Below are 21,059 nucleotides of genomic sequence, written 5' to 3'. Positions count from 1 at the left end.
CAAGCAGGAGGACCGGATGCCGCTGATCGGTGATTTCGTCGACGTGATCGCACCCCTGGCCACCGGCACGCCCGGCGCCGAGGTGTTCGAGCGGTTTCAGACCGAGCCCAACACCCTGGCCCTGGCCGTCGTCGACGCCGAGGGGCGGCCCGTCGGGCTGATCGAGCGGAACGCCTTCACCCTGCGCATGGCCGCCGAGTTCGGCCGCGCCCTCTACGCCCGCAAGCCGGCCGAGGCCCTGATGGATCGGGATCCGCCGATCGCGGAGGCCTCGACCAGCGCCGAATCCTTCTTCGAGGCCTATGGGGCGGCCGAGCTGGGCGCGCTGCTGGGCGGCTTCATCGTCGTGTCCCGCGGCCGCTACGTCGGGGTCGGCACCGCGCTTCAGATCGTCCAGGCCGGCGCCGCCGTCCACCGTCAGCGCGCCGAGGCGATGAGCGCCCTCGCCCGCGATCTGGCCCTGGCCGAGGCCGAGGCCGTCGCCTCCAGCCGCGCCAAGTCCGAGTTCCTGGCGGTGATGAGCCACGAGATCCGCACGCCTTTGAACGGCGTGCTGGGCGTCGCCGCCCTGATGGAAAAGAAGCTGGAGCAGGAGGAGCTGCGCCCCTACGTCCGCACCGTCATCGATTCCGGCCAGAGCCTGCTGCGCCTGCTGACCGACGCGTTGGACATGTCGCGCGCCTCGGCCGGCATGCTGACGCTGGAGGAGGAGCCGCTGGACCTGACGGTTCTGGCGCAGGACATCGACGCCCTGTGGCGGGCGCGGGCCGAGGAAAAGGCGCTGAGCCTGAGGGTCGACACGATCCTGTCGGACGGCGCCTGGGTCAGGGCCGACGGCATGCGGCTGAAGCAGCTGCTGAACAACCTGATCGGCAATGCGCTGAAGTTCACCCAGACCGGCGGCGTCGTGGCGACCATCGAAAGCCGCGTGGTGAACGGCGTCCTGCGCGTCGAACTGACGGTGGACGACAGCGGCCCGGGCGTGCCCGAGGCCGCCGCCGCGACCATCTTCGAGCCTTTCAACACCGGCAAGGCGGGACGCGAGGGCGCCGGCGCCGGGCTGGGGCTGGCCATCTGCCGCCAGATCGCCGAGCGCATGGGCGGCGCCATCGGCCTGACGACCTCGCCGCAGGGCGGCGCGCGGTTCCAGGTGACCCTGCCCCTGGCCGTGTGCGCGGCCGATGCGGTCCCGTCCTCGCCCGCCCTGGCCGACCCGACGCCGCACGAGACGCTGCATGTGCTGGTGGTCGACGACAACGCCACCAACCGCTTCGTGGCCGGCAAGCTGCTGGAGATGTTCGGCTGCTCGGCCGAGATGGCCGAGAACGGCGCCGAGGCCGTCGCCGCCGTCCAGGCGCGGCGCTTCGACCTGGTGCTGATGGACATCAAGATGCCGGTGATGGACGGGGTCGCCGCCGCCCGCGCCATCCGCGCCCTGCCGGGGCCGGAGGCGCGGCTGCCGATCCTGGCCCTGACCGCCAACGCCGACGAGCGTGACGAGGCCGACTATGTCGCGGCCGGCATGAACGGCGTCGCCCAGAAGCCGATCCAGCCCGACGCCCTGCTGAACGCCATCCGCCTGGTCCTGGCCGAAGCGGACGCGGACGTCGCCGAGGCCGCCTGAAACGAACAACGCCCGCCCCGGAGACCGGAGCGGGCGTCGTTGTCTTGTCGGCCGCGCTCGCGACGCGTCATCCGCGCCGTGAGCGAGACGCAATCAGGCCAGGGCGGCGCGGACCTTGTCGGCGACGGCCTTGAAGCCGGCTTCGTCGGCGGCGATCGCGGCCAGGACCTTGCGGTCCAGCTCGATGCCGGCCTTGCCCAGGCCGTGGATGAACTGGCTGTAGGTGAAGCCTTCGACGCGGGCGGCCGCGTTGATGCGCTGGATCCACAGGGCGCGGAAGTTGCGCTTCTTGGTGCGACGGTCGCGATAGGCGTATTGCCCGGCGCGATCGACGGCGGCCTTGGCCGTGCGGATGGTGTTCTTGCGGCGGCCCCGGAAGCCCTTGGCCTGCTCCAGAACCTTCTTGTGCTTGGCGTGCGAGGTTACGCCACGTTTCACGCGAGCCATGTCGCTATTCCTTCAAATTCTTTGGGTTTAGATCCGTCGTACAGCGCGCGCCGATCAGGCGTACGGCATGTAGGACTTGATCTTCTTGGTGTCGGCGTCGGACATGACCGCCGTACCGCGGTTCTGGCGGATGTACTTGGAGTTGTGGCTGATCAAGCGGTGACGCTTGCCCGCAACGCCGGCCTTCACCTTGCCAGAGGCCGTGAATTTGAAGCGCTTCTTGGCGCCCGACTTCGTCTTCAGTTTCGGCATTTCAGTCTCCCGTGTGGAGGGGCTGCCGTCCTTCGGACCACTTGAGCCCGCCGGTCCGGACGCCCGTCCAGAGTTTTGAGAACCGCCCAGGCATGCCTGTTCGCCCGGCGGTTCGGTATGCGAAGGCGCGGCTTCTACGCGAAGCGCCGCGCCGATGCAAGCCGCCGCCTCAGTCCGGCGGATTGTTTGCTTCAAGGAAGCGGACGGTCTCGGTCAGCATGCGCTGGCGCGTCTCGGCGCGCGACAGCCAGTGGTCCTCGCCGTCCAGCTCGATGAACTCGACCGGCTTGCCGGCCCGTCGCATGGCGTTGGCCATGACGGCTCTGCTCGATCGGCACGACCGTGTCGTCGCGGCCATGGATCAGCAGCAAGGGGCCGTCCGCCGTCTCGGCCTGGAGGGCCGGCGAAAGCGCGTCCAGCGCCCGGTCGTTCAGCTTGTCGGCGCCCATGAACCGGTTCCAGTACCGGACGGTCTGGTTGTCGCGGCGGATTCCCTGGCTCGCCTCCCAGTTCACCATCCGGCGAAGGTCGGACACGCCGGCCACCGAGACGGCGCAGCGATAGGCGTCCCGGTCCAGGGTCGCGCCCGCCATGGCCGCATAGCCGCCATAGCTGGCGCCGACGATGCAGACCCGCGCCGGATCGACGAGGCCCTCGTCCACCAGCCAGCGGACGCCGTCCGACAGATCGGTCTGCATTTTGCGGCCCCATTGGCCGTAGCCCGCCTCCATGAACGCCAGCCCATAGCCGGTCGAACCCCGGAAGTTCGACTGCAGCACCGCATAGCCGCGCGACGCCAGGGCCTGGGCCCACCAGTCGAAGCCCATGACGTCTCGTGAGGCGGGTCCTCCGTGGGCCAGCACCACGAGCGGCAGATTGGCCGGCTCCTCCACACCGGGAGGAAGGGTGAGGTATCCGTGGATCTCCAGTCCGTCGGCGGCTTGATAGCGGATGGAGCGGATCGCGCCGACCTGGTCGGCGGGAATGGCCGGATAGGCGTCGGCCAGGATATCGGCGACGCCCCGATCGAAATCGACGATCTGATACACGCCGGATTCGCCCACGTCGGTGAAGACGACGACTTGGCGCAGGTCGTGGCTCCAGGACACCAGCTGCGGCGCCTTGCCCGCGAACGCTCGCTCGATCGAGGTCCAGCGGCTGGCGGCCTCGGCGTCCACGAATTCGTAGCGAACGCCGTCGTCCTCGCTCCGGCCGCCGCCGACCAGAAGGCGGGTGGCTGGATGATGCAGCAGGAAGTCCGGATGCTCCTTGAACGCGAGCGGCGTCCACGCGCCCGTATCGATGTCGATCTCGAACAGGACGTCCGACGTTTCCGGCTTATCCCCCTCGACCTGGAGATCGGGGCGAGAGGCGCTGACGACCACCGTGCGGGGCGTGCGGCCCATGCCGAGAAAGGTCGGCGTGTCGACCGGCGCATCGACCTCCCAGGCGGTGCGAAAGCCCGAGCGCCCAAGAGGCAGCAGCAGGCTCCAGCGGCCGCGCCTTTCGTCATAGCGCGCCATGGCGGCCACCTGGCCCTCCCCGTCCAGCACATAGTCGGAAACGTCCCGGTCCATCTCGAGCGCCACGCGGCCGCGCCCCGTGGCGGGATCGACTTCGAACAGGTCGATGCGGCGACTTTCGACCAGAGAGACGCCCCGCACGAACAGGGCGTCGCCACGGCCGGTCTTGCGCACCGATGTCGGTCCGACCAGCACGCCGAGCACGCCTGTGGTGCGATCCAGGACCTGGACCACATCGCGCGTGGCGATATCCAGGACCAGGCCGAAGTAGAGCTCGGATCTCGGCACGCCCAGCGTGGCGATGGCGCGCGTCTGGGACGTGATGATCAGGACGCGATCCTCGCCCACCCAGCGGACGTCGCGCACCTTTGCTTCGCCCACCGGAGCGGCGGCGAGGTGTTCGCCGGTCGATATGCGGCTGACCACGACGGCGCGCCGCTCCCCCACGACGGTGACCCGGGCCATCAGGTCGCCGCTCGGGGACAACTCCATGTATTCGATGGCGGGCATGGCGCTGTAGGCTTCGAGCGGCGGCGCCGCGCGTGCAACCTGCGCCTGACCAAGGATCACGAGAGCGATCGCCAGTGCGACGCCCTTAGCCCATGTCGCGATCATGAAACGCCCTCTCCCGCCCGCAGGGATTTACAGCCGATCCACTCTCAGGTTGCAACGCTTTCCCGCAAGCAGGGCAAACGAAAAGCCCCGGTCGTCGCCGACCGGGGCTCTTGTCGATCAGACGTCGGGACGACCTAGCGCGGCGCCAGGATCATGATCATCTGGCGGCCTTCCATCTTGGGCGCGAACTCGACCTTGGCGACTTCGTCGAAGTCGGCCTGGACCTTGTTCAGCAGCTTCATGCCCAGTTCCGGGTGCGCCATCTCGCGGCCACGGAAGCGCAGGGTGACCTTCACCTTGTCGCCTTCGTCGAAGAAGCGGTGCATGGCCTTGGTCTTCACCTCATAGTCGTGGGTGTCGATGTTCGGCCGCAGCTTGATTTCCTTGAGCTCGACGACCTTCTGGCGCTTGCGCTGCTCGGCCTTCTTCTTCTGCTCCTGGAAACGGAATTTGCCGTAGTCGAGGATCTTGGCCACGGGCGGGTCGGCGGTGGCGACGATCTCGACCAGATCCATACCGGCCTCTTCGGCGGCCTCGAGGGCGGCGGAGGTCGGCATGACTCCCTGCTTTTCACCGTTCTGGTCGATGAGCAGAACGCGCGGGGAGCGGATTTCCTGGTTCATACGCGGCCCGTCCTTCACGGGCGGCGTTTGCATGGGACGGCGAATGGGCGTCGTTTCCTTATGTGGATGAAGGCAAGCGTTTCGATGAGCGGAAGCGCGTGGCTGACCGCCACGTTCCCCTCAAGGCGCGGAATATGGCCGCGAAAGGCCCGGAATTCAAGGCTTCGTCGGGCCGCCGACGTATTGGTCGTGCAGTTTGAGCACGGCGTCGAACACGTGATCGACGCTCAGGTCCTCGATCGGCGCGAACTGGCCGCGCGTCTCGTTGGAGGCGACGGTCGCCGTCTTCGGCCCCCAGGGGCCGTACAGCCACCACTCCGTCGGACCGAACAGGCCCAGCGTCGGCCGGCCCAGGGCGGCGGCGACGTGCATCAGGCCGGAGTCGTTGCCGACGAACAGGGTCGCCCGGTCGATGGCGGCGGCCGAGGCCAGGATGTCGCCCTTGCCGACGAAGTCGATGCCCCTGGGTCCCGCCGCCTGCAGCGCCGGGGTCGCCGGCGGCCGGTCGCCGGGGCCGCCGACGGGCATGAACCGCCAGCCGTCGAAGCGCGGCTCGGCCTTCAGCTTCTCGACCAGGGCGCCCCAGCGGTCGGCGGGCCAGCTCTTGCCCGGCTGATGGGCGATGGGGGCCAGGGCGATGATCGGGCCCGGACCGGCGTCGCCTTCGAGTTGAGGGTCGATGATCCCGGCGGCCTCGGCCCGCGCCTGGTCGTCGAGGAAGATTTCAGGGTCCAGCGGCGTCGGCGAGCCCATCAGGCGCGACACCATCTCGACCTTGCGCAGGCCGGTCTCCCAGGACCGGTTGTAGACCACGCGCCGCTTGGCCGGGACCAGATAGCTGAGCGCCGATCCCCGGATGTCGATCACCAGCGCCCAGCGCACGCCGACGACCTGCTTCCACAGATCCAGCCAGTGGCCGGCCATCTTCTTCTTGTCGAGGACGATGGTGCGGACCACCCCGGGCGCCGAGCGGAAGAAGGGCGCGGGCGGCCGGCCGCAGGCCACGGTGATCTCGGCGCCCGGAACCTGGCGCGCGATCTCGCGGATGACGCCCGACGAGATGACGCAGTCCCCGATGCGGTTGGAGGTGACGAACAGGACCTGGGGCGGCTGGGAGGCGGGCATGGGCCTCTAGTTCCGCCATCGCGCGGCCGGGTCAAGGGTGACGCGCACGGCGGGACGCGGCACAAGGGGCCCATGACCGACCTTCAGCACCTCTCCCGCCCCGACGGCGAAACGCTCGCCTTCAAGCGCGTCGACGGCGACGGCCCGACCGTCGTCTGGATCGGCGGCTTCCGCTCGGACATGGAGGGGACCAAGGCCCTGGCGCTGGACGAAGCGGCGCGCGAGCGAGGCTGGGCCTTCGTCCGCTATGACCATTTCGCCCATGGCCGGTCGTCCGGCGACTGGAGGAAGGCCACGATCGGCCGCTGGCGCGAGGACGCCATCGCCCTGATCGACAGTCTGGAGGGGCCGGTCATCCCGGTCGGCTCCTCGATGGGCGGCTGGGTCGCCCTGCTGGTGGCGCTGGCGCGGCCGGAGCGCGTGAAGGGGCTGGTCCTGATCAATCCGGCGCAGGACTTCACCGAACGGCTGATGTGGCCCGGCCTGGCCGACCACGAGCGCCAGGCCATCCTGCGCGAGGGCGAGACCCTGATCGTCGAGGAGGGCCTGGGCGAATACGTCCTGACGCGGGCCATGTTCGAGGAGGCGAAGGCCTGGCTGCTGCTGAACGGCGCGATCGACCTGGCCGCGCCCGTCCACGTCCTGCAGGGCCGCGCCGACGACGTGGTGCCGTGGCGCCATCAGGTCGAACTGGTCGAGCGGCTGAGGGGCGGCGACGTGCGGCTGGACCTGATCGAGGGCGGCGACCACCGCCTGTCGTCGCCCGCCGACCTCGACCGCCTGGTCGCGGCGGTCGAGGCGGCGCGGGCCTAGGCTTCGGCCTGGGGGATCGGATTGACGCGGGGGTCCGGCCCGTTGGTGACGACCCGGTCGCGGTTCGACAGGTCCTTGACCACCTTGACGTCGGAGAAGCCCGCGGCCTCGAACAGGGCCTTGACCTGCGGTCCCTGATCCCAGCCGATCTCGACGGCGAAGGTCCCGCCCGGCTTGAGGATCCGCATCACCTCGGGCGCCAGGTCGCGATAGGCCTGCAGGCCGTCGGGCCCGCCGTCCAGCGCCAGGTGCGGGTCGTGGTCGCGGACCTCCGGATCCAGGGTCTGGATATGGTCGGTCGGAATATAGGGCGGGTTCGACACCACCAGGTCGAAGCTGTGGTCGGCGAAGCCCGCGGCCCATTCGGTGCGCAGGAAAGTCGCCCGTCCGTTCAGGTCCAGGTTGGCCGCATTCTCGCGCGCCACGGCCAGGGCCTCGCTGGAAATGTCGGTGCCCACGCCGCTCGCCGCCGTCCGCTCGCTGAGCAGGGCCAGCAGGATGGCCCCCGAGCCCGTCCCCAGATCGATGGCGCTGAAGGATTCGTGCGGCGCGAAGGCCAGAAGGGCCACGTCCAGAATGGTCTCGGTGTCCGGGCGGGGGCTGAGCACGTCGGGCGTGACGTTCAGCATGATCTTCCAGAAGCCCTTCTTGCCGACGATGCGCGACACGGGCTCGCGGCGCAGGCGGCGGTCGATCATCGCCTCATAGGCCTGACGCTGGTCCTCGCCGACGGCGCGATAGGGATCGGTCAGGATGTCGGTGCGGCTGGCGCCGGCCGCCGCCTCCAGCAGCAGGCGCGCGTCGATCGCCGGGCTGTCGATCTGGCCGGCCTTCAGCCGCGCCTGGGCCGCCTTCCACACGGTCAGCAAGGTCGGGGTCGCGTCGGCGGGCTTGGGAGTAAGGGGGTCGGTCATGGTTCGGCTGATTGGGGTTTCACGCGCGCGATTGCAAGCGGCGCGGAACGCCAGGCCAGCCTGGCCGTTCGCCTCGCCATGGCCCGGCCCTCCTCCTCGTCCCTGTCCACCCTGCTTCGTCGTTTCGGATCGCGCGGGCCCCAGAACGGCAAGACCGGCGGACGTCTGTGGAAGTTCGCCGGCGCCGCCCTGGGCGGACTGGCCGCCGGCGCCGGCGCCGCGCACCTGCTCTACAGCCAGGGGCACAAGGTCGGGCTCGAGTTGCGCAAGCCCCGGCCCGAGCCGCTGCCGCCCAAGGACCCCACGCCCCAGGACTATGACGCCGAAGATCCTGGCCGCGGCCGCCTGGCCCAGCGGCCCGAGCATATTCCCCACAAGGGCTGGGTCGACATCCTGTGGCGGACCGGCGGCGCCTATCTGGGCGACCGGGTCGGCTTCGTGGCCGGCGGGGTGACCTTCTTCACCCTGCTGTCGCTGTTTCCGCTGCTGGGGGCGTTCGTCACCATCTACGGCCTGTTCGCCGATCCGACCGACGCCTGGAGCCGGCTTCAGTTCCTGTACGCCCTCCTGCCCGACAGCATCGCCCAGTTCCTGGGCGGCGAGATGCAACGCCTGGCCGAGAACTCCACCGGCCAGCTGACCTTCACCCTGGTCTGGACCCTGGCCCTGTCGCTGTGGAGCGCCTCGGGGGCGGTCAAGGTGCTGTTCTACGGGCTGAACATCGCCTACCACGAGGTCGAGCGCCGAAACATCATCCGCTACAACCTGCTGTGCCTGGGCTTCACCGTCGGCGCCATCCTGGCGGTCATGCTGACCTCGGCCCTGGTGGTCGGCGTGCCGGTGGTGGTGCGCCTGTTCGGCCTTCAGGAGGAATGGGCCCTGTTCGCGCCGCTGCGCTGGCCGCTGCTGTTCTTCGGCTATGTCGCGGCGCTGGCGCTGATCTATCGCTTCGGGCCGTGTCGCCAGAAGGCGCGCTGGCGCTGGCTGACGCCTGGCGCCCTGTTCGCCGCGGCCCTGAGCCTGACCCTGTCCTTCCTGTTCAGCTGGTATCTGAGCAACTTCGTGCGGACCGACAGCTACGGCCCGCTGGCGGCGATGATGGGTTTCCTGCTGTGGACCTGGCTTTCGGTGCAGGTGATCCTGATGGGCGCCGAGCTGAACGCCGAGATCGAGCACCAGACGGCGATGGACACCACCACCGGCGCGCCCCAGCCGATCGGCGAACGCGGCGCCCGGGTCGCCGACACCGTGGGCGCCCGGCGCGGCAATCCCGCCGCCCTGGCCTTCACCCAGAAACACGCCGAGGCCATCGCCGACAAGGTGATGGAGAAGGTCGTCCGCCGGGGACGCAGGGGCGGCTAGACCGTCCGTCCGCCGCTGGCGCGCGATTTGCGGGGGCTTCACGGTTCGCAAAGGCTGACGTGCCAAGGTGAGACCATGACCCCCGTCCAGACTCCCGCCGATCTGAAGCCCATCACCGCCCTGCGCTTCGGCGCGGCCCTGTGGGTCGCCGTCTACGCCTTCTGGGAGAACCTGGCCGGCGCGGGCCAGTCGGGCCTGGTGGCCAAGGGCTATCTGGGGGTCGAACTGTTCTTCGTCCTATCCGGCTTCATCCTCAGCCACGTCTATCTGGCGCAGGCCGGCGAGAAGCGGTTCTCATACAGCCGGTTCCTGTGGGCGCGGGTGGCGCGGGTCTATCCGCTGCACATCGCCACCCTGGTCGCCGTCGGGCTGCTGGCCGGCGCCGCGCTGGTCGCGGGCATGAGCGTGGACGCGAACGTGCTGAGCTGGTCGTCGCTGCCGGCCAATCTGCTGATGGTCCACGCCTGGGGCCTGGCTCCCGTGGCGGGCTGGAACCATCCGTCCTGGTCGATCTCGGCGGAGTGGTTCGCCTATCTGTGCTTCCCCGCCTTCGCCTTCGTCTTCTGGCGCCTGCGGGACAGGCCGGTGGTGGCCGTGCTGGGCGCCGCCGCCTTCCTGGCGACGCTGTATTTCGTCTTCGAGCAATGGGCCGGCTTCCCCCTGACCGAGGCCACCATCCGCTGGGGCGCGCTGCGCATCGTGCCGTGCTTCGCCCTGGGGTGCGCGCTGTACCTGATGTACCGCAAGGTGCCGCTGAAGGCCCCGGCCCTGACCAGCGCGGCCTTCCTGGTCCTGATGCTGGGCAGCGCGTGGCTGGGCCTGTGGGACGCGATCACCGTGCTCCTGGCCGGCGGGCTGATCCTGTCGCTGGCGTCCCTGCCCAACGAACGCGCCGGCTGGCTGGCGTCGAAGCCGGCGGTCTATCTGGGGGAGATCAGCTATTCGGTCTATATGGTCTGCGTGCCGTGGAAGCTTCTGGCCGTGAACCTGGCGGCCAAGGTCACGGACGCGCCCGATAAGCAGCTTCACGTTTTTGTGTGGTTGGCGATTCTGGCGCTTCTGCCCGTCGTCGCAGCCGCCTCCTATCACCTGGTCGAACACCCGGCGCGCAAGGCTCTGCGCGCCTGGGCCGAGCGTGGCGATAAGACTTCCGCAAGGAATACAAAGGACGCCGGTACGTCGAAAGGGCTTGCCGCGAGGGGCGAACCCGTGGCCTAACTTCCCGACCTGAGGCAGGTCGGGACGCGCCACAGCATGAAGAAACGCATTACAGCCGCCGCGGTTGCGGCGACCCTCGGATTTTTCGCGGTCGGCGTGACGCCGTCTGCGGCCAGGGCCGACGACCCGTACTGGCAATGCGTGACCTTCGCCCGGATGTTCTCGGGCATCCAGATTTTCGGCGACGCCTGGACCTGGTGGCGCCAGGCCGCGGACAACTTCCGCACCGGCAGGCGTCCCGAGACGGGCTCGGTGCTGGTGTTCCGCCCCGAAGGCCGCATGAGCCGGGGCCACGTCGCGGTCGTCTCCGACATCCTGACCGACCGGGTCGTACGCGTCACCCACGCCAACTGGGGCGGCAGCCGCGGCAAGGTCGAGGAGAACGTCACCGTCGTCGACGTCTCGCCGTCCAACGACTGGAGCCAGGTCAAGGTCTGGTACAATCCGATCAACGACCTGGGCACGACCGTCTATCCGACCTACGGCTTCATCTACAAAGGCGCCCGCGACGCCTTCGACGCCGGCCGACAGATCGCCAACGCCGCGACCGGCCAGGGCCAGCAGTAAACACCGACATCAGACCGGCGGCGGCGTGGCCTGGATCAGGCGCTGTCGACGCCGCACGTGTTCGCGCCAAGCCGTGTAGAGGCCGCTGGCGCCGATCAGCCCCGCGCCCGCCAGGGTGCTGAGGCTGGGCGGGCTGTTCAGCAGCAGCCAGCCGAAGACCACCGCCCCCACAATCTGCAGATAGTCGAACGGCGCCACCACCGCGACCGGGGCCGACTGCAGCGAGGCGGTCATGAACAGCTGCGCCAGCCCTCCGGCCACGCCCGCGCCGGCCAGAAGGGCGAAGGTCGCCGGCGCGTGCGCCTGTCCCACGAACGGCAGCAGAACCGCGCCCACGATCGACGAGGCGGTGAAGAACCAGAAGACGATGGCCGCGACGTGTTCGGTGTCGCGCAGCTGCCGCAGGGTGATGGTCACCCCCGCCGTCAGCAGCGCCGCCGCCAGGCCAAAGCCCAGCCCTTCCAGCGGCACGCCTCCGCCGCCGGGCCTTGTCACCACCAGCACGCCGACGAAGCCGACCGCCACGGCCGCCCAGCGTCGCGGCCCCACCGCCTCCTTCAGGATCAGGAACGACAGCAGGGTGGCGAAGATCGGCGCCGTGAAGCTCAGGGTGGTGGCATCGGCCAACGGCAACAGGGTCAGGGTCTGGAAGACGCACAGGATGGAGACGATGCCCAGCGCGCTGCGGCCCACGTGCGCCCAGGGCCGCCGGGTGGACAGGGCCTTCAGACCGCCCTGACGGGTCATCACCCACAACAGCACCACCGGCAGGCCGAAGAAGGCGCGGTGGAACAGCATCTCCGGCGCCGTCACGCCGTCCAGCGACGCCAGCTTCAGCAGGGCGGCCATGATCGAGAAACAGCCGGCCGCCGCGACGCGCAGCGCAATCCCCTTGCCGATGGCTTCGGTCGCGGACAGGGCGGCCTCCTCAGGCCTGGCGGAAGCCCAGGACGTCCTGCATGTCGTAGAGGCCCGGGCGGCGCGTGCGCACCCAGGCGGCGGCGGCCACGGCGCCCTTGGCGAACAGCGAGCGGTCGATGGCCGAGTGGCTGAGGGTCAGGACTTCATCCTCGGAGGCGAACATCACCGTGTGCTCGCCCACGATGCCGCCGGCGCGCACGGACGAAAAGCCGATCTTGCCCGCCGGCCGCTCGCCGGTGATGCCGTCGTAGGGTTTCATCTGCAGATCGGCCAGGTCGGAGAACCTACCCTCGGCCGCCGCCTCGCCCAGCATCAGGGCGGTGCCGGAGGGGGCGTCGATCTTGCGGCGATGGTGCGCCTCGGTGATCTCGATGTCCCAGTCCTGGGCGTCCAGCCGCTGGGCCGCGTGCTGGACCAGGCCGATCAGGATGTTCACGCCCAGCGAGAAGTTGCCGCTCTTGACGATGGCGATGGTCTCGCCCGCCTTCTCGAGCTGGGCCTCCTGTTCCCGCGTGAAGCCGGTCGAGCCGATGACCAGGGCCGGTCCGCCGCGCTCGGCCGCCGCCTGGGCCAGGGCGACCGACGCCTCGGCGGTGGAAAAGTCGATGACCACGTCGCACAGGGACAGGTCGGCGGGGTCGCCCCAGTCGATGCGCGCGGCCACGACCACGTCCTCGCGCGCGTCCAGCACCTGGGAGACCGCACGACCCATCCGGCCGCGATAGCCGGAGATTCCGGCGTGGAAGATGGCGCTCAAGCCGCGTTCTCTTTCGACCCGTCCGCGTCCTGATTGCCCAGGATGTCGGCCCAGAAGCGCTTCGCCTTTCCGGCGAAGCTGGAGTTGCGCGGGTTCTGCCCCTCGCCGAAGGACAGGGCAAGCTCTTCCAGCAGTTCCTTCTGACGCGCCGTCAGGTCGGTGGGCGTCTCGACGAACAGTTCGACGACCAGATCGCCGCGTCCGCGTCCGTTCAGGTGCGGCATGCCCTTGCCCTTGATCCGCACCGTCTTGCCGGTCTGGGCGCCGGCGGGCACGTCGACGGCGGCCTTGCAACGGCCGTCGCAGGCTTCCGACACCAGGCAGGGCGCATCGACGACGCCGCCCAGCGCCGCCACGGTCATCGGCACGGGCACGGTGACCAGCAGGTCCAGGTTGTCGCGCTCGAACAGTTCATGCGGCGTGACCGACAGGAAGACGTACAGGTCGCCGCGCGGACCGCCGCGCTGGCCGGCGTCTCCCTCGCCCGAAAGGCGGATGCGCGAGCCGTCGTCCACGCCGGCGGGAATCTTCAGGTTCAGGGTGCGGGTCTTGCGCACCTGGCCGTGACCCTGGCAGCTGGTGCAGACGTCCGCGGCGGCGATGCGTTGTCCGGCGCCGCCGCAGGACGGGCAGGTCCGCTCCATCTGAAAGAAGCCGTTGGCCTGGCGGATGCGCCCGGCGCCCCGGCAGGTGGTGCAGGTCGTCGGCTTGGTCCCCGGCTTGGCGCCCGAGCCCTCGCAGGTTTCGCAGGTGGCGGTGGAGGGCACCGAAATCTCGACCTCGGCGCCCTTGTAGGCCTGCTCCAGGGTGATCTCCAGGTCGTAGCGCAGGTCCGACCCGCGGCGCGGGCCGCCCTGGGCGCGGCTCTGGCGGCCGCCGAACGCATCGCCGAAGGCGTCGCCGAAGACCTGAGAGAAGATGTCGTTCAGGTCGTTGAAGCCGGCGCCGGCGCCCTGGCCGAACGGATTGCCGCCGCCGCCGTTCACCCCGGCGTGGCCGAAGCGGTCGTAGGCGGCGCGCTTCTGGTCGTCCGACAGGACGGCGTAGGCCTCGGAGATTTCCTTGAAGACGGCCAGCGATTCCTCCGAGCCGCCGTTGCGGTCCGGGTGGTGCTGCATCGCCAGCTTGCGGTAGGCGGCCTTCAGGCCGGGGGCGTCGATGGTGCGTTCGACGCCCAGAACCTCGTAATAGTCACGCGCCATCGGGCGTTGGTCCTCATACTTCCCCTGTCGATCCGGTCGCGCCTCTGCGAGCGCTGACCGGGATCGGTGTCCCGGCTGACATGGGGGCCGGAACAAATGATGCAAGTTTCATGAAAAGGCCCCGCCTATCGCGAGACAAGCGGGGCCGTATCATTTCAGCGACCTGTTGCGGATCAGGCGCTCTTCTTGTCGTCGGCGTTGTCGGCGTCCGAGACTTCCTCGAACTCCGCGTCCACCACGCCGTCGTCGGCCGGCTGGCCCTCGGCGGCGTCGCCCGAACCCTGCTGCTGGGCGTACATCGCCTCGCCCAGCTTCATCGAGGCCTGGACCAGGGTGTTGGTCTTGGCCCGGATGTCCTCGGGATCGGTCCCGTCACGGGCGGTCTTCAGATCGGCCAGGCCGGTCTCGATCGCCGTCTTCTCGTCGGCGCCGACCTTGTCGCCGTGTTCGGCCAGAGCCTTCTCGGTCGAGTGGATCAGGCTGTCGGCGGCGTTCTGGGCCTCGACCAGGTCCTTGCGGGCCTTGTCGGCGGCGGCGTTGGCCTCGGCTTCCTTGACCATCTTGTCGATGTCGGCGTCCGAAAGGCCGCCGTTCGCCTGGATGCGGATCGACTGCTCCTTGTTGGTCGCCTTGTCCTTGGCAGAGACGTTGACGATGCCGTTGGCGTCGATGTCGAAGGCGACCTCGATCTGCGGCATGCCGCGCGGCGCCGGGGGGATGCCCATCAGGTCGAACTGACCCAGCATCTTGTTGTCGGCCGCCATCGGGCGTTCGCCCTGGAAGACCCGGATCGTCACGGCCGACTGATTGTCGTCGGCGGTCGAGAAGGTCTGGCTCTTCTTGGTCGGGATGGTCGTGTTGCGTTCGATCAGCGGGGTGAAGACGCCGCCCAGGGTTTCGATGCCCAGGGTCAGCGGCGTCACGTCCAGCAGCAGCACGTCCTTGACGTCACCTTGCAGCACGCCCGCCTGGACTGCGGCGCCCAGGGCCACGACCTCGTCGGGGTTCACGCCCTTGTGCGGCTCCTTGCCGAAGAAGGCCTTAACCGCCTCCTGCACCTTGGGCATGCGGGTCATGCCGCCGACCAGCACCACTTCGTCGATGTCCGAGGCCTTCAGGCCGGCGTCGGCCAGGGCCTTCTTGCACGGCTCGATGGTGCGCTGGACCAGATCGTCGACCAGGGCTTCCAGCTTGGCGCGCGACAGCTTGATGTTCAGGTGCAGCGGGCCCGAGGCGTTCATGGTGATGAACGGCAGGTTGACCTCGTACTGGGTCGTGGAGCTGAGCTCCTTCTTGGCCTTTTCCGCCTCCTCGCGCAGGCGCTGCAGGGCCAGCTTGTCCTGGCGCAGGTCGACGCCCTGTTCCTTCTTGAACTCGTCGGCCAGGTAGTCGGCCAGACGCACGTCGAAGTCTTCGCCGCCCAGGAAGGTGTCGCCGTTGGTCGACTTCACCTCGAAGACGCCGTCGCCGATCTCCAGGATCGAGACGTCGAAAGTGCCGCCGCCCAGGTCATAGACGGCGATCTTCTGGCCGTCGTTCTTCTCCAGGCCATAGGCCAGCGCGGCGGCCGTCGGCTCGTTGATGATACGCAGCACTTCCAGGCCGGCGATCTTGCCGGCGTCCTTGGTGGCCTGGCGCTGGCTGTCGTTGAAGTAGGCGGGAACGGTGATGACGGCCTGGGTGACCTTCTCGCCCAGATAGGCCTCGGCGGCCTCCTTCATCTTGGTCAGGGTGAAGGCCGAGATCTGCTGGGGCGAATAGTCCTTGCCGTGGGCGCGCACCCAGGCGTCGCCGTTCGGGCCCTTGACGATCTCATAGGGGACCATCCCCTTGTCCTTCGCCACGACGGGATCGTCGAAGTTGCGGCCGATCAGGCGCTTGATGGCGAAGAAGGTGTTGGCGGGGTTGGTCACCGCCTGGCGCTTGGCCGGCTGGCCGACCAGGGTTTCGCCGCCGTCCTGAAGGGCGACCACCGACGGGGTGGTGCGGGCGCCTTCGGCGTTCTCGATGACCTTGGGGTTCTTGCCGTCCATGACGGCCACGCACGAGTTGGTGGTGCCGAGGTCGATGCCGATGATCTTGGCCATGGGCGTTCTATTTCTCTCCGTATCGGCGGGCGATGCGGCGGCCTTCGACGAAGCGCCGCGCGTGACCGCCCCCAGTTGGGTTGGCGTTGAACGATCCGGATAGCCCCAGTTTTCGCGGGGTTTCTCCGAAGCTGGCCCCGATATGGGAAACACCCCTAGGGCCGCAAGGCCTTGATTGCGATCGGAAGGCCTTTTGCGGAGATGCGGCCCGGACCTATGTGGAGGCGCATGATCCCCCTTCCGCCAGAAACGCCCACGGCGACCCCCGGCTTTCGGCTGTGGCGCGGCGCCCTGGCGCCTCCGGCTCAGGCGGCCCTGGTCGAGGCGGTGATGCAGGGGCTGGAGCTCGCGCCCCTCTATCAGCCGGTCACGCCGGGCGGACGGCCGCTGTCGGTGCGAATGAGCAACTTCGGCCCCCTGGGCTGGGTGTCGGATCGCGGCGGCTATCGCTACCAGTCGACCCATCCCGAAACCGGCCGGCCCTGGCCGCCGACGCCCGAAGTCCTGCTGGCGCTATGGCGCGCGACCGTGAACTGGCCGGACCCGCCGGACGCCTGCCTGGTCAATCTGTACCGGGAGACGGCGAAGATGGGCCTGCATCAGGATCGCGACGAGGCGGACCTGAAGGCGCCGGTGCTGTCGGTGTCGCTGGGCGACACGGCGGTGTTCCGCATCGCCGATCCGGACGGGCGGACCTCCACGCTGAAGCTGGAAAGCGGCGACGTCTGCGCCCTGACCGGCCCGGCCCGGCTGGCGCGCCACGGGGTGGACCGGATCCTGGCCGGATCGTCGCGGCTGGTTCCCGGCGGCGGGCGTATCAACCTGACCCTCAGACGGGCGCGTTGAGCCTCAGTCTCCGGTCTGTTCCTTGACCCCCAGGGCGTCGGCCAGCCGCATCTTGGCCGAGCCGCGCGGCAGGGGCTTCTGCTGGCTCTCGTGCGGCTTCCAACCCGCCAGATGCACGATCTCGAAGGTCGCGGGGATGCGCCCGTCCGCCTCCGCGTAGCGTTCGGCGTAGAGGGCGGCGGCGCGGGCGAAGACGGCCCGCGACAGCGGCCGCACCGGCCCGGCCAGCACATTGGTCTCGCCCATGGCGCGCAGGTCGCGCACCAGGGCGGCCAGGTCCGGATAGCGCACGGTGAACCGGTCCACGTCCGACACCGGCAGGGCGAACCCCGCCCGCTGCAGCAGGGCCGCGCCGTCGAACCCGTCGGCGAAGGGCGAGACCCGCGCCTGGGCCCCGCCGCGCTCGGCCAGCTCCGCCTCGGTCAGCACCCCGCGCAGCTCCTTCAGCGTGCCGGCCCCGAACAATGTGCCGATGAACAGGCCGTCGGGCCTCAGCGCGCGCCGGATCTGGGCCAGGGCGCCGGGCAGGTCGTTGGCCCAGTGCAGGCTGAGCAGAGAGACGATCAGGTCGGTCGAGTCCGGTTCCAGCGGCAGGGCGGCGGCGCCCGGCGCGGCCTTCTCCTCGGTTGTGGTCGGCGTCAGCACCGGCCCGACCCGGCCCGCTGCATCGCTGGCCGTCACGGCCTCGGAAAACACCCCCGGTTGCGCCGACAGGTCGACCGCGACGGGAAAGTCGCGCAGGATCGCCTCCAGACTGCCCGCCGCATTCTCTGCGGCCCGCACGTGCAGGAAGTCCGCGTCGCGAAAACGCCGGGCCGAACGCGCCAGCCGGGCCGCGCGGCGGCGGGCGTCGAAGATCTGCGGGGGGCCGGAAGCGGCCGGGGAAGGGGCGGTCATGGACGCACAGCATGGGGTCTGGCGCGCGGCGTGGAAAGGGGCGGGCGTCCAGTTGCGCGGCCTGGGCCGCGCGGCGGCCGACCTGATCCTGCCGCCGATGGCCCATGACAGCCGCGAGGCGACGGCCGCCGCGGGCCTGACGCCGGACGCCTGGAGCCGCATCGTCTTTCTGGAGGCGCCGGTGTGCGACGGCTGCGGCGCGGCGTTCGAATACGACGGCGGCGCCTTCGCCGAGAACCGCTGCGCCGCCTGCCTGGCCCAGCCCTACGGTTTCGACCGGGCGCGGGCCGCCTGCGTCTATGACGACGCCTCGCGCGGCCTGATCCTGCGCTACAAGCACGGCGACCAGCAGCAGTTCGCGCCCCTGTTCGCGCGCTGGATCGGCCGCGCCGCCGCCGAGCTGCTGGCCGAGGCGGACGTCGTGGCGCCCGTGCCGCTGCATCCGTTCCGGCTGCTGTCGCGCCGCTTCAACCAGGCGGCCGAGATCGCCCGGCCGCTGGCCCGCGCCGCCGGCCTCGACTACGTCCCCGACGCCCTGGTCCGTATCGCCCACACCGACAGCCAGGGCGGCAAGAGCCGGCGCGGGCGGCGGCTGAACGTGAAGAAGGCCTTCGCCGTGACCGAGGCCGGACGCCGTCGCATCAAGGGCCGCCGCATCCTTCTGGTCGACGACGTGTTGACCACGGGCGCGACCGGAGAGGCCTGCGCCCGCGCCCTGATCGACGCCGGGGCCCGGGCCGTGGACCTGGCCGTCATCGCCAGGGTGAAAAACGCCCGACAACTGTCTATTTAGCACCTGCGCCCTAACACTCGCCGCGCGGCGGCTCGCTGCTTGAGGGCGCAACATTATCGGAGATGCCTCTTGGCCGACGTCGTCATCTACACCAAGCCCGGTTGCCCCTATTGCTTCAGCGCCATGGCGCTGCTGAAGAAGAAGGGCGTCGACTACACCGAGATCGTGGCCTCCAACGATCCCGCCAAGAAGGCCGAGATGGTCGAGCGCTCGGGCGGCGCCATGACCTTCCCGCAGATCTTCATCGACGGAAACCACGTCGGCGGCTCCGACGACATTCACGCCCTGGACCGCGAAGGTCGGCTGGATCCGCTGCTGGCCGCCTGAGCGGTGACGGGCGTCCTCGACATCGCCCTGATCCAGACCCGCACGCCGGCCACGGCGCAGGCGGGGCTGGATCATGTCGCCCCGTTGATCCGCGAGGCGGCGGCGGGCGGGGCCCGGTTCGTCCTGACGCCCGAGGGAACCAATCTGCTGGAGCAGCGCCGCGACCGCCGCGCCGAGGTCCTGTCGAGCGAGGACCGGGACGTCGCCGTCGCGGGCCTGCGCCGTCTGGCGGCCGAACTGGGCGTGTGGCTGCTGGTCGGCTCGGTCCTCGTCCGCTCGGGGCGCGAGGGCGACGACCGCGCCGCCAACCGCTCCCTGCTGATCGACGACAGGGGCGCGATCGTCGCCCGCTACGACAAGCTGCACGTCTTCGACGTCGACCTGCCCAACGGCGAACGCTACCGCGAGAGCGCGGCCGTCCGGCCCGGCGACGGGGCGGCGGTCGCCGACACGCCCTGGGGCCGGCTGGGCCTGACCATCTGCTACGACATCCGCTTCCCGCACCTGCATCGCCAGCTGGCGCAGGCGGGCGCGTCGATGATCGCCGTGCCCGCCGCCTTCACCGCCCCGACCGGAGAGGCGCACTGGGAGACCCTGCTGCGCGCCCGCGCCATCGAGACCGGCGCCTTCGTCCTGGCTCCGGCCCAAGGCGGGCTGCACGAGGACGGGCGCCGCACCTGGGGCCGCTCGACCGTCGTCGGCCCCTGGGGCGAGATCGTCGCCAGGGCCGATCACGACGAGCCTTGCGTTCTTCATGCGAAACTGGACATGGAGGCCGTGGCCAAGGCTCGCGCGGCCATTCCCTCCCTGACCCACGATCGCGATTACGCGCCCGCCCGATGATCCGCTACGCTCTGAACTGCGACCATGGCCACGGCTTCGAGGCCTGGTTCGGCTCGTCGTCCGACTATGACGACCAGGCGGCGCGCGGCCTGGTCGAATGCCCCTTCTGCGGCTCCCACGCCGTGGAGAAGGCGGTCATGGCCCCGTCGGTCAGCGGCACGAAGAAGTCCGCCGCGCCCGACATGGCGGCGAAGATGCAGACCCTCATGATGGAGGCGGCGCGCGAGGTGCGCGCTCACGTCGAGGCCAACTTCGACTATGTCGGCGACGCCTTCGCCCGCGAGGCCCGCGACATCCACGAGGGCCGGTCCGAGAAGCGCGAGATCTATGGCGAGGCCACGCCCGCCGAGGTCAAGAAGCTGAAGGAGGACGGCGTCCCCGTCGCGCCCCTGCCCGCCGCACCGCCGGACCCGACCAAGGTCAACTGACGGGCAGGGCCGGCCTGCCCTACGGATGACCCGGCCGACAGCCTCGTCTATGAACGCCAGGCGAGGCGAGGATGTGCGATGGCGCGTGAGCACGGCAAGGACGAGAATGCGCCCGGCGGCCTGACCTGGCGGCCCATGCGGCCCGAGGACATCGACGCGGTGGTCGAGGTCGCGCGCCTGTCCTTCCCCGACCATTTCGAGGATCGCGCCTGTTTCGAAAACCGCCTGGCGCTCTATCCGCGCGGCTGCTTCGTCCTGGCGGGAGACGGAAGCGAGCCGGCGCTGGGCTATCTGATCGCCTATCCGTGGCGGGCCGACGCGGCTCCGGCCCTGAACACGGTGATCGAGGGCCTGCCGGCGACAGCCGAGGTTCTTTATCTGCACGACCTGGCGCTGGATCCCCGGGCGCGCGGGGGCGGCCGGACCGGCGCGGTGGTCGAGCGCCTGGCGGAACAGGCGGCTGAGGACGGCTGGCCCGCCATCGCTTTGGTCGCCGTCAATGCGGCCGCGGGCTTCTGGGCCCGCCACGGCTTCGAGCCGCGCGATCCGCCCGGCATGACGCAAAAGCTGGCCAGCTATGGCGAGGACGCCCGCTACATGGTGCGGACGCTGGCCTGAGCCTCAGCGGGCGCATTCCTTGGGAGCATTTCCGTCGCGCTCCCACATCGCGCACGATCGGTCGATCTCGGCCTGGATCATCTTGCAGGGATTGGCGGCGTTGCATGGCGGCCGGGTCGCGGGGCTGACCATGCGGCACTGTTCGGCCAGCGCCGTCGCGGCCGCCTCGCCGATCTGGTCGCGGCAGGGCTGGGCGCCGGTCGCGGGCGGCGCCGTGGTCTCCGGGGCCGAAGGCGGCGCCGTCGGGGTCGGCGCAG

22 protein-coding genes and 1 pseudogene are annotated in these 21,059 nt (G+C 69.9%); 11 read left to right on the top strand and 12 right to left on the bottom strand.

Going from position 1 to position 21,059, the window contains the following annotated elements:
* Positions 1-16 precede the first annotated feature (16 nt).
* Positions 17-1,624, top strand: a complete 1,608-nt coding sequence (locus tag ACE3PU_RS08885) for an ATP-binding protein (RefSeq protein ID WP_374388835.1) — start codon at positions 17-19, stop codon at positions 1,622-1,624.
* A gap of 93 nt (positions 1,625-1,717) precedes the next feature.
* Here ACE3PU_RS08885 and rplT read toward each other — a convergent pair whose 3' ends face one another.
* From rplT to ACE3PU_RS08860, 5 genes are all read right to left on the bottom strand, one after another.
* Positions 1,718-2,071 (bottom strand): 50S ribosomal protein L20, encoded by a 354-nt coding sequence (rplT, locus tag ACE3PU_RS08880; RefSeq protein ID WP_374388833.1) that lies wholly within the window; start codon positions 2,069-2,071, stop codon positions 1,718-1,720.
* A gap of 54 nt (positions 2,072-2,125) precedes the next feature.
* Entirely contained in the window at positions 2,126-2,323 is a 198-nt protein-coding gene (gene rpmI / locus ACE3PU_RS08875; protein ID WP_374388831.1) for a 50S ribosomal protein L35, read from the bottom strand.
* Between the two features lie 191 nt (positions 2,324-2,514).
* The gene (locus ACE3PU_RS08870; protein ID WP_374388829.1) at positions 2,515-4,461 is read right to left on the bottom strand and encodes an alpha/beta hydrolase family protein; all 1,947 of its coding nucleotides are present in this window, start codon (positions 4,459-4,461) and stop codon (positions 2,515-2,517) included.
* Positions 4,462-4,595: 134 nt separating this feature from the next.
* On the bottom strand, positions 4,596-5,117 hold the full coding sequence (gene infC, locus ACE3PU_RS08865) for a translation initiation factor IF-3 (RefSeq protein WP_374388827.1): 522 nt from the start codon (positions 5,115-5,117) through the stop codon (positions 4,596-4,598).
* Positions 5,118-5,240: 123 nt separating this feature from the next.
* A complete protein-coding gene (locus tag ACE3PU_RS08860) occupies positions 5,241-6,209 on the bottom strand; it encodes a glycosyltransferase family 9 protein (protein ID WP_374388825.1) in 969 nt (322 codons plus the stop codon).
* Positions 6,210-6,281: 72 nt separating this feature from the next.
* Between ACE3PU_RS08860 and ACE3PU_RS08855 the strand changes: the two genes are divergently transcribed.
* Positions 6,282-7,022 carry an alpha/beta fold hydrolase gene (locus ACE3PU_RS08855; RefSeq protein WP_374388823.1) on the top strand — a complete coding sequence of 247 codons (741 nt, stop codon included), beginning with the start codon at positions 6,282-6,284 and terminating at the stop codon, positions 7,020-7,022.
* On the opposite strand, the gene prmC is transcribed toward ACE3PU_RS08855, so the two are convergent.
* Entirely contained in the window at positions 7,019-7,936 is a 918-nt protein-coding gene (gene prmC / locus ACE3PU_RS08850; RefSeq protein ID WP_374388821.1) for a peptide chain release factor N(5)-glutamine methyltransferase, read from the bottom strand. The two genes, ACE3PU_RS08855 and prmC, sit on opposite strands and share 4 nt — an antisense overlap.
* A gap of 78 nt (positions 7,937-8,014) precedes the next feature.
* Between prmC and ACE3PU_RS08845 the strand changes: the two genes are divergently transcribed.
* The 3 genes from ACE3PU_RS08845 to ACE3PU_RS08835 all read left to right on the top strand — a co-directional run bounded on the left by ACE3PU_RS08845 (position 8,015) and on the right by ACE3PU_RS08835 (position 11,083).
* Entirely contained in the window at positions 8,015-9,298 is a 1,284-nt protein-coding gene (locus ACE3PU_RS08845) for a YihY/virulence factor BrkB family protein (RefSeq protein WP_374388819.1), read from the top strand.
* A gap of 75 nt (positions 9,299-9,373) precedes the next feature.
* A complete protein-coding gene (locus ACE3PU_RS08840; protein WP_374388817.1) occupies positions 9,374-10,516 on the top strand; it encodes an acyltransferase family protein in 1,143 nt (380 codons plus the stop codon).
* Between the two features lie 36 nt (positions 10,517-10,552).
* Positions 10,553-11,083, top strand: coding sequence for a CHAP domain-containing protein (locus tag ACE3PU_RS08835; RefSeq protein WP_374388815.1), 531 nt, complete (start codon positions 10,553-10,555; stop codon positions 11,081-11,083).
* Positions 11,084-11,092: 9 nt separating this feature from the next.
* Here the strand turns inward: ACE3PU_RS08835 and ACE3PU_RS08830 are convergent, their stop codons facing one another.
* The 4 genes from ACE3PU_RS08830 to dnaK form a co-directional block, all read right to left on the bottom strand.
* A complete protein-coding gene (locus tag ACE3PU_RS08830; protein WP_374388853.1) occupies positions 11,093-11,965 on the bottom strand; it encodes a DMT family transporter in 873 nt (290 codons plus the stop codon).
* 46 nt (positions 11,966-12,011) lie between these two features.
* On the bottom strand, positions 12,012-12,761 hold the full coding sequence (dapB, locus tag ACE3PU_RS08825; RefSeq protein ID WP_374388813.1) for a 4-hydroxy-tetrahydrodipicolinate reductase: 750 nt from the start codon (positions 12,759-12,761) through the stop codon (positions 12,012-12,014).
* Positions 12,758-13,963 carry a molecular chaperone DnaJ gene (gene dnaJ, locus ACE3PU_RS08820; protein WP_374388810.1) on the bottom strand — a complete coding sequence of 402 codons (1,206 nt, stop codon included), beginning with the start codon at positions 13,961-13,963 and terminating at the stop codon, positions 12,758-12,760. The genes dapB and dnaJ overlap by 4 nt, the downstream gene beginning before the upstream one ends.
* A 173-nt stretch (positions 13,964-14,136) precedes the next feature.
* Entirely contained in the window at positions 14,137-16,050 is a 1,914-nt protein-coding gene (gene dnaK, locus ACE3PU_RS08815; protein WP_374388808.1) for a molecular chaperone DnaK, read from the bottom strand.
* Positions 16,051-16,278: 228 nt separating this feature from the next.
* Here dnaK and ACE3PU_RS08810 point away from each other — a divergent pair, with 228 nt between their 5' ends.
* Positions 16,279-16,896: an alpha-ketoglutarate-dependent dioxygenase AlkB gene (locus ACE3PU_RS08810; RefSeq protein ID WP_374388806.1), complete on the top strand. Its 618-nt coding sequence runs from the start codon at positions 16,279-16,281 to the stop codon at positions 16,894-16,896.
* Between the two features lie 3 nt (positions 16,897-16,899).
* Here ACE3PU_RS08810 and ACE3PU_RS08805 read toward each other — a convergent pair whose 3' ends face one another.
* Positions 16,900-17,793: a methyltransferase domain-containing protein gene (locus ACE3PU_RS08805; RefSeq protein WP_374388804.1), complete on the bottom strand. Its 894-nt coding sequence runs from the start codon at positions 17,791-17,793 to the stop codon at positions 16,900-16,902.
* Here ACE3PU_RS08805 and ACE3PU_RS08800 point away from each other — a divergent pair.
* The 5 genes from ACE3PU_RS08800 (at position 17,792) to ACE3PU_RS08780 (ending at position 20,802) form a co-directional block, all read left to right on the top strand.
* Positions 17,792-18,586 (top strand): ComF family protein, encoded by a 795-nt coding sequence (locus ACE3PU_RS08800; protein ID WP_374388802.1) that lies wholly within the window; start codon positions 17,792-17,794, stop codon positions 18,584-18,586. The genes ACE3PU_RS08805 and ACE3PU_RS08800 overlap by 2 nt on opposite strands.
* Before the next feature lie 69 nt (positions 18,587-18,655).
* On the top strand, positions 18,656-18,913 hold the full coding sequence (gene grxC / locus ACE3PU_RS08795; protein WP_374388800.1) for a glutaredoxin 3: 258 nt from the start codon (positions 18,656-18,658) through the stop codon (positions 18,911-18,913).
* Between the two features lie 3 nt (positions 18,914-18,916).
* Positions 18,917-19,756 (top strand): carbon-nitrogen hydrolase family protein, encoded by an 840-nt coding sequence (locus ACE3PU_RS08790; RefSeq protein ID WP_374388798.1) that lies wholly within the window; start codon positions 18,917-18,919, stop codon positions 19,754-19,756.
* Positions 19,753-20,184, top strand: coding sequence for a DUF1178 family protein (locus ACE3PU_RS08785; RefSeq protein WP_374388796.1), 432 nt, complete (start codon positions 19,753-19,755; stop codon positions 20,182-20,184). Before ACE3PU_RS08790 ends, ACE3PU_RS08785 begins: the two co-directional genes overlap by 4 nt.
* A gap of 78 nt (positions 20,185-20,262) precedes the next feature.
* Positions 20,263-20,802 carry a GNAT family N-acetyltransferase gene (locus ACE3PU_RS08780; protein ID WP_374388794.1) on the top strand — a complete coding sequence of 180 codons (540 nt, stop codon included), beginning with the start codon at positions 20,263-20,265 and terminating at the stop codon, positions 20,800-20,802.
* A gap of 3 nt (positions 20,803-20,805) precedes the next feature.
* Here the strand turns inward: ACE3PU_RS08780 and ACE3PU_RS08775 are convergent.
* Positions 20,806-21,059, bottom strand: a pseudogene (locus ACE3PU_RS08775) (hypothetical protein); the annotation flags it as partial.

The organism is Brevundimonas sp. (genome assembly GCF_041911375.1).
In the GTDB taxonomy this organism is placed as follows: Bacteria; Pseudomonadota; Alphaproteobacteria; order Caulobacterales; family Caulobacteraceae; genus Brevundimonas.
The sequence above is the reverse complement of the archived record's forward strand: the minus strand, read 5'-3'. Positions and strand labels throughout refer to the sequence as shown.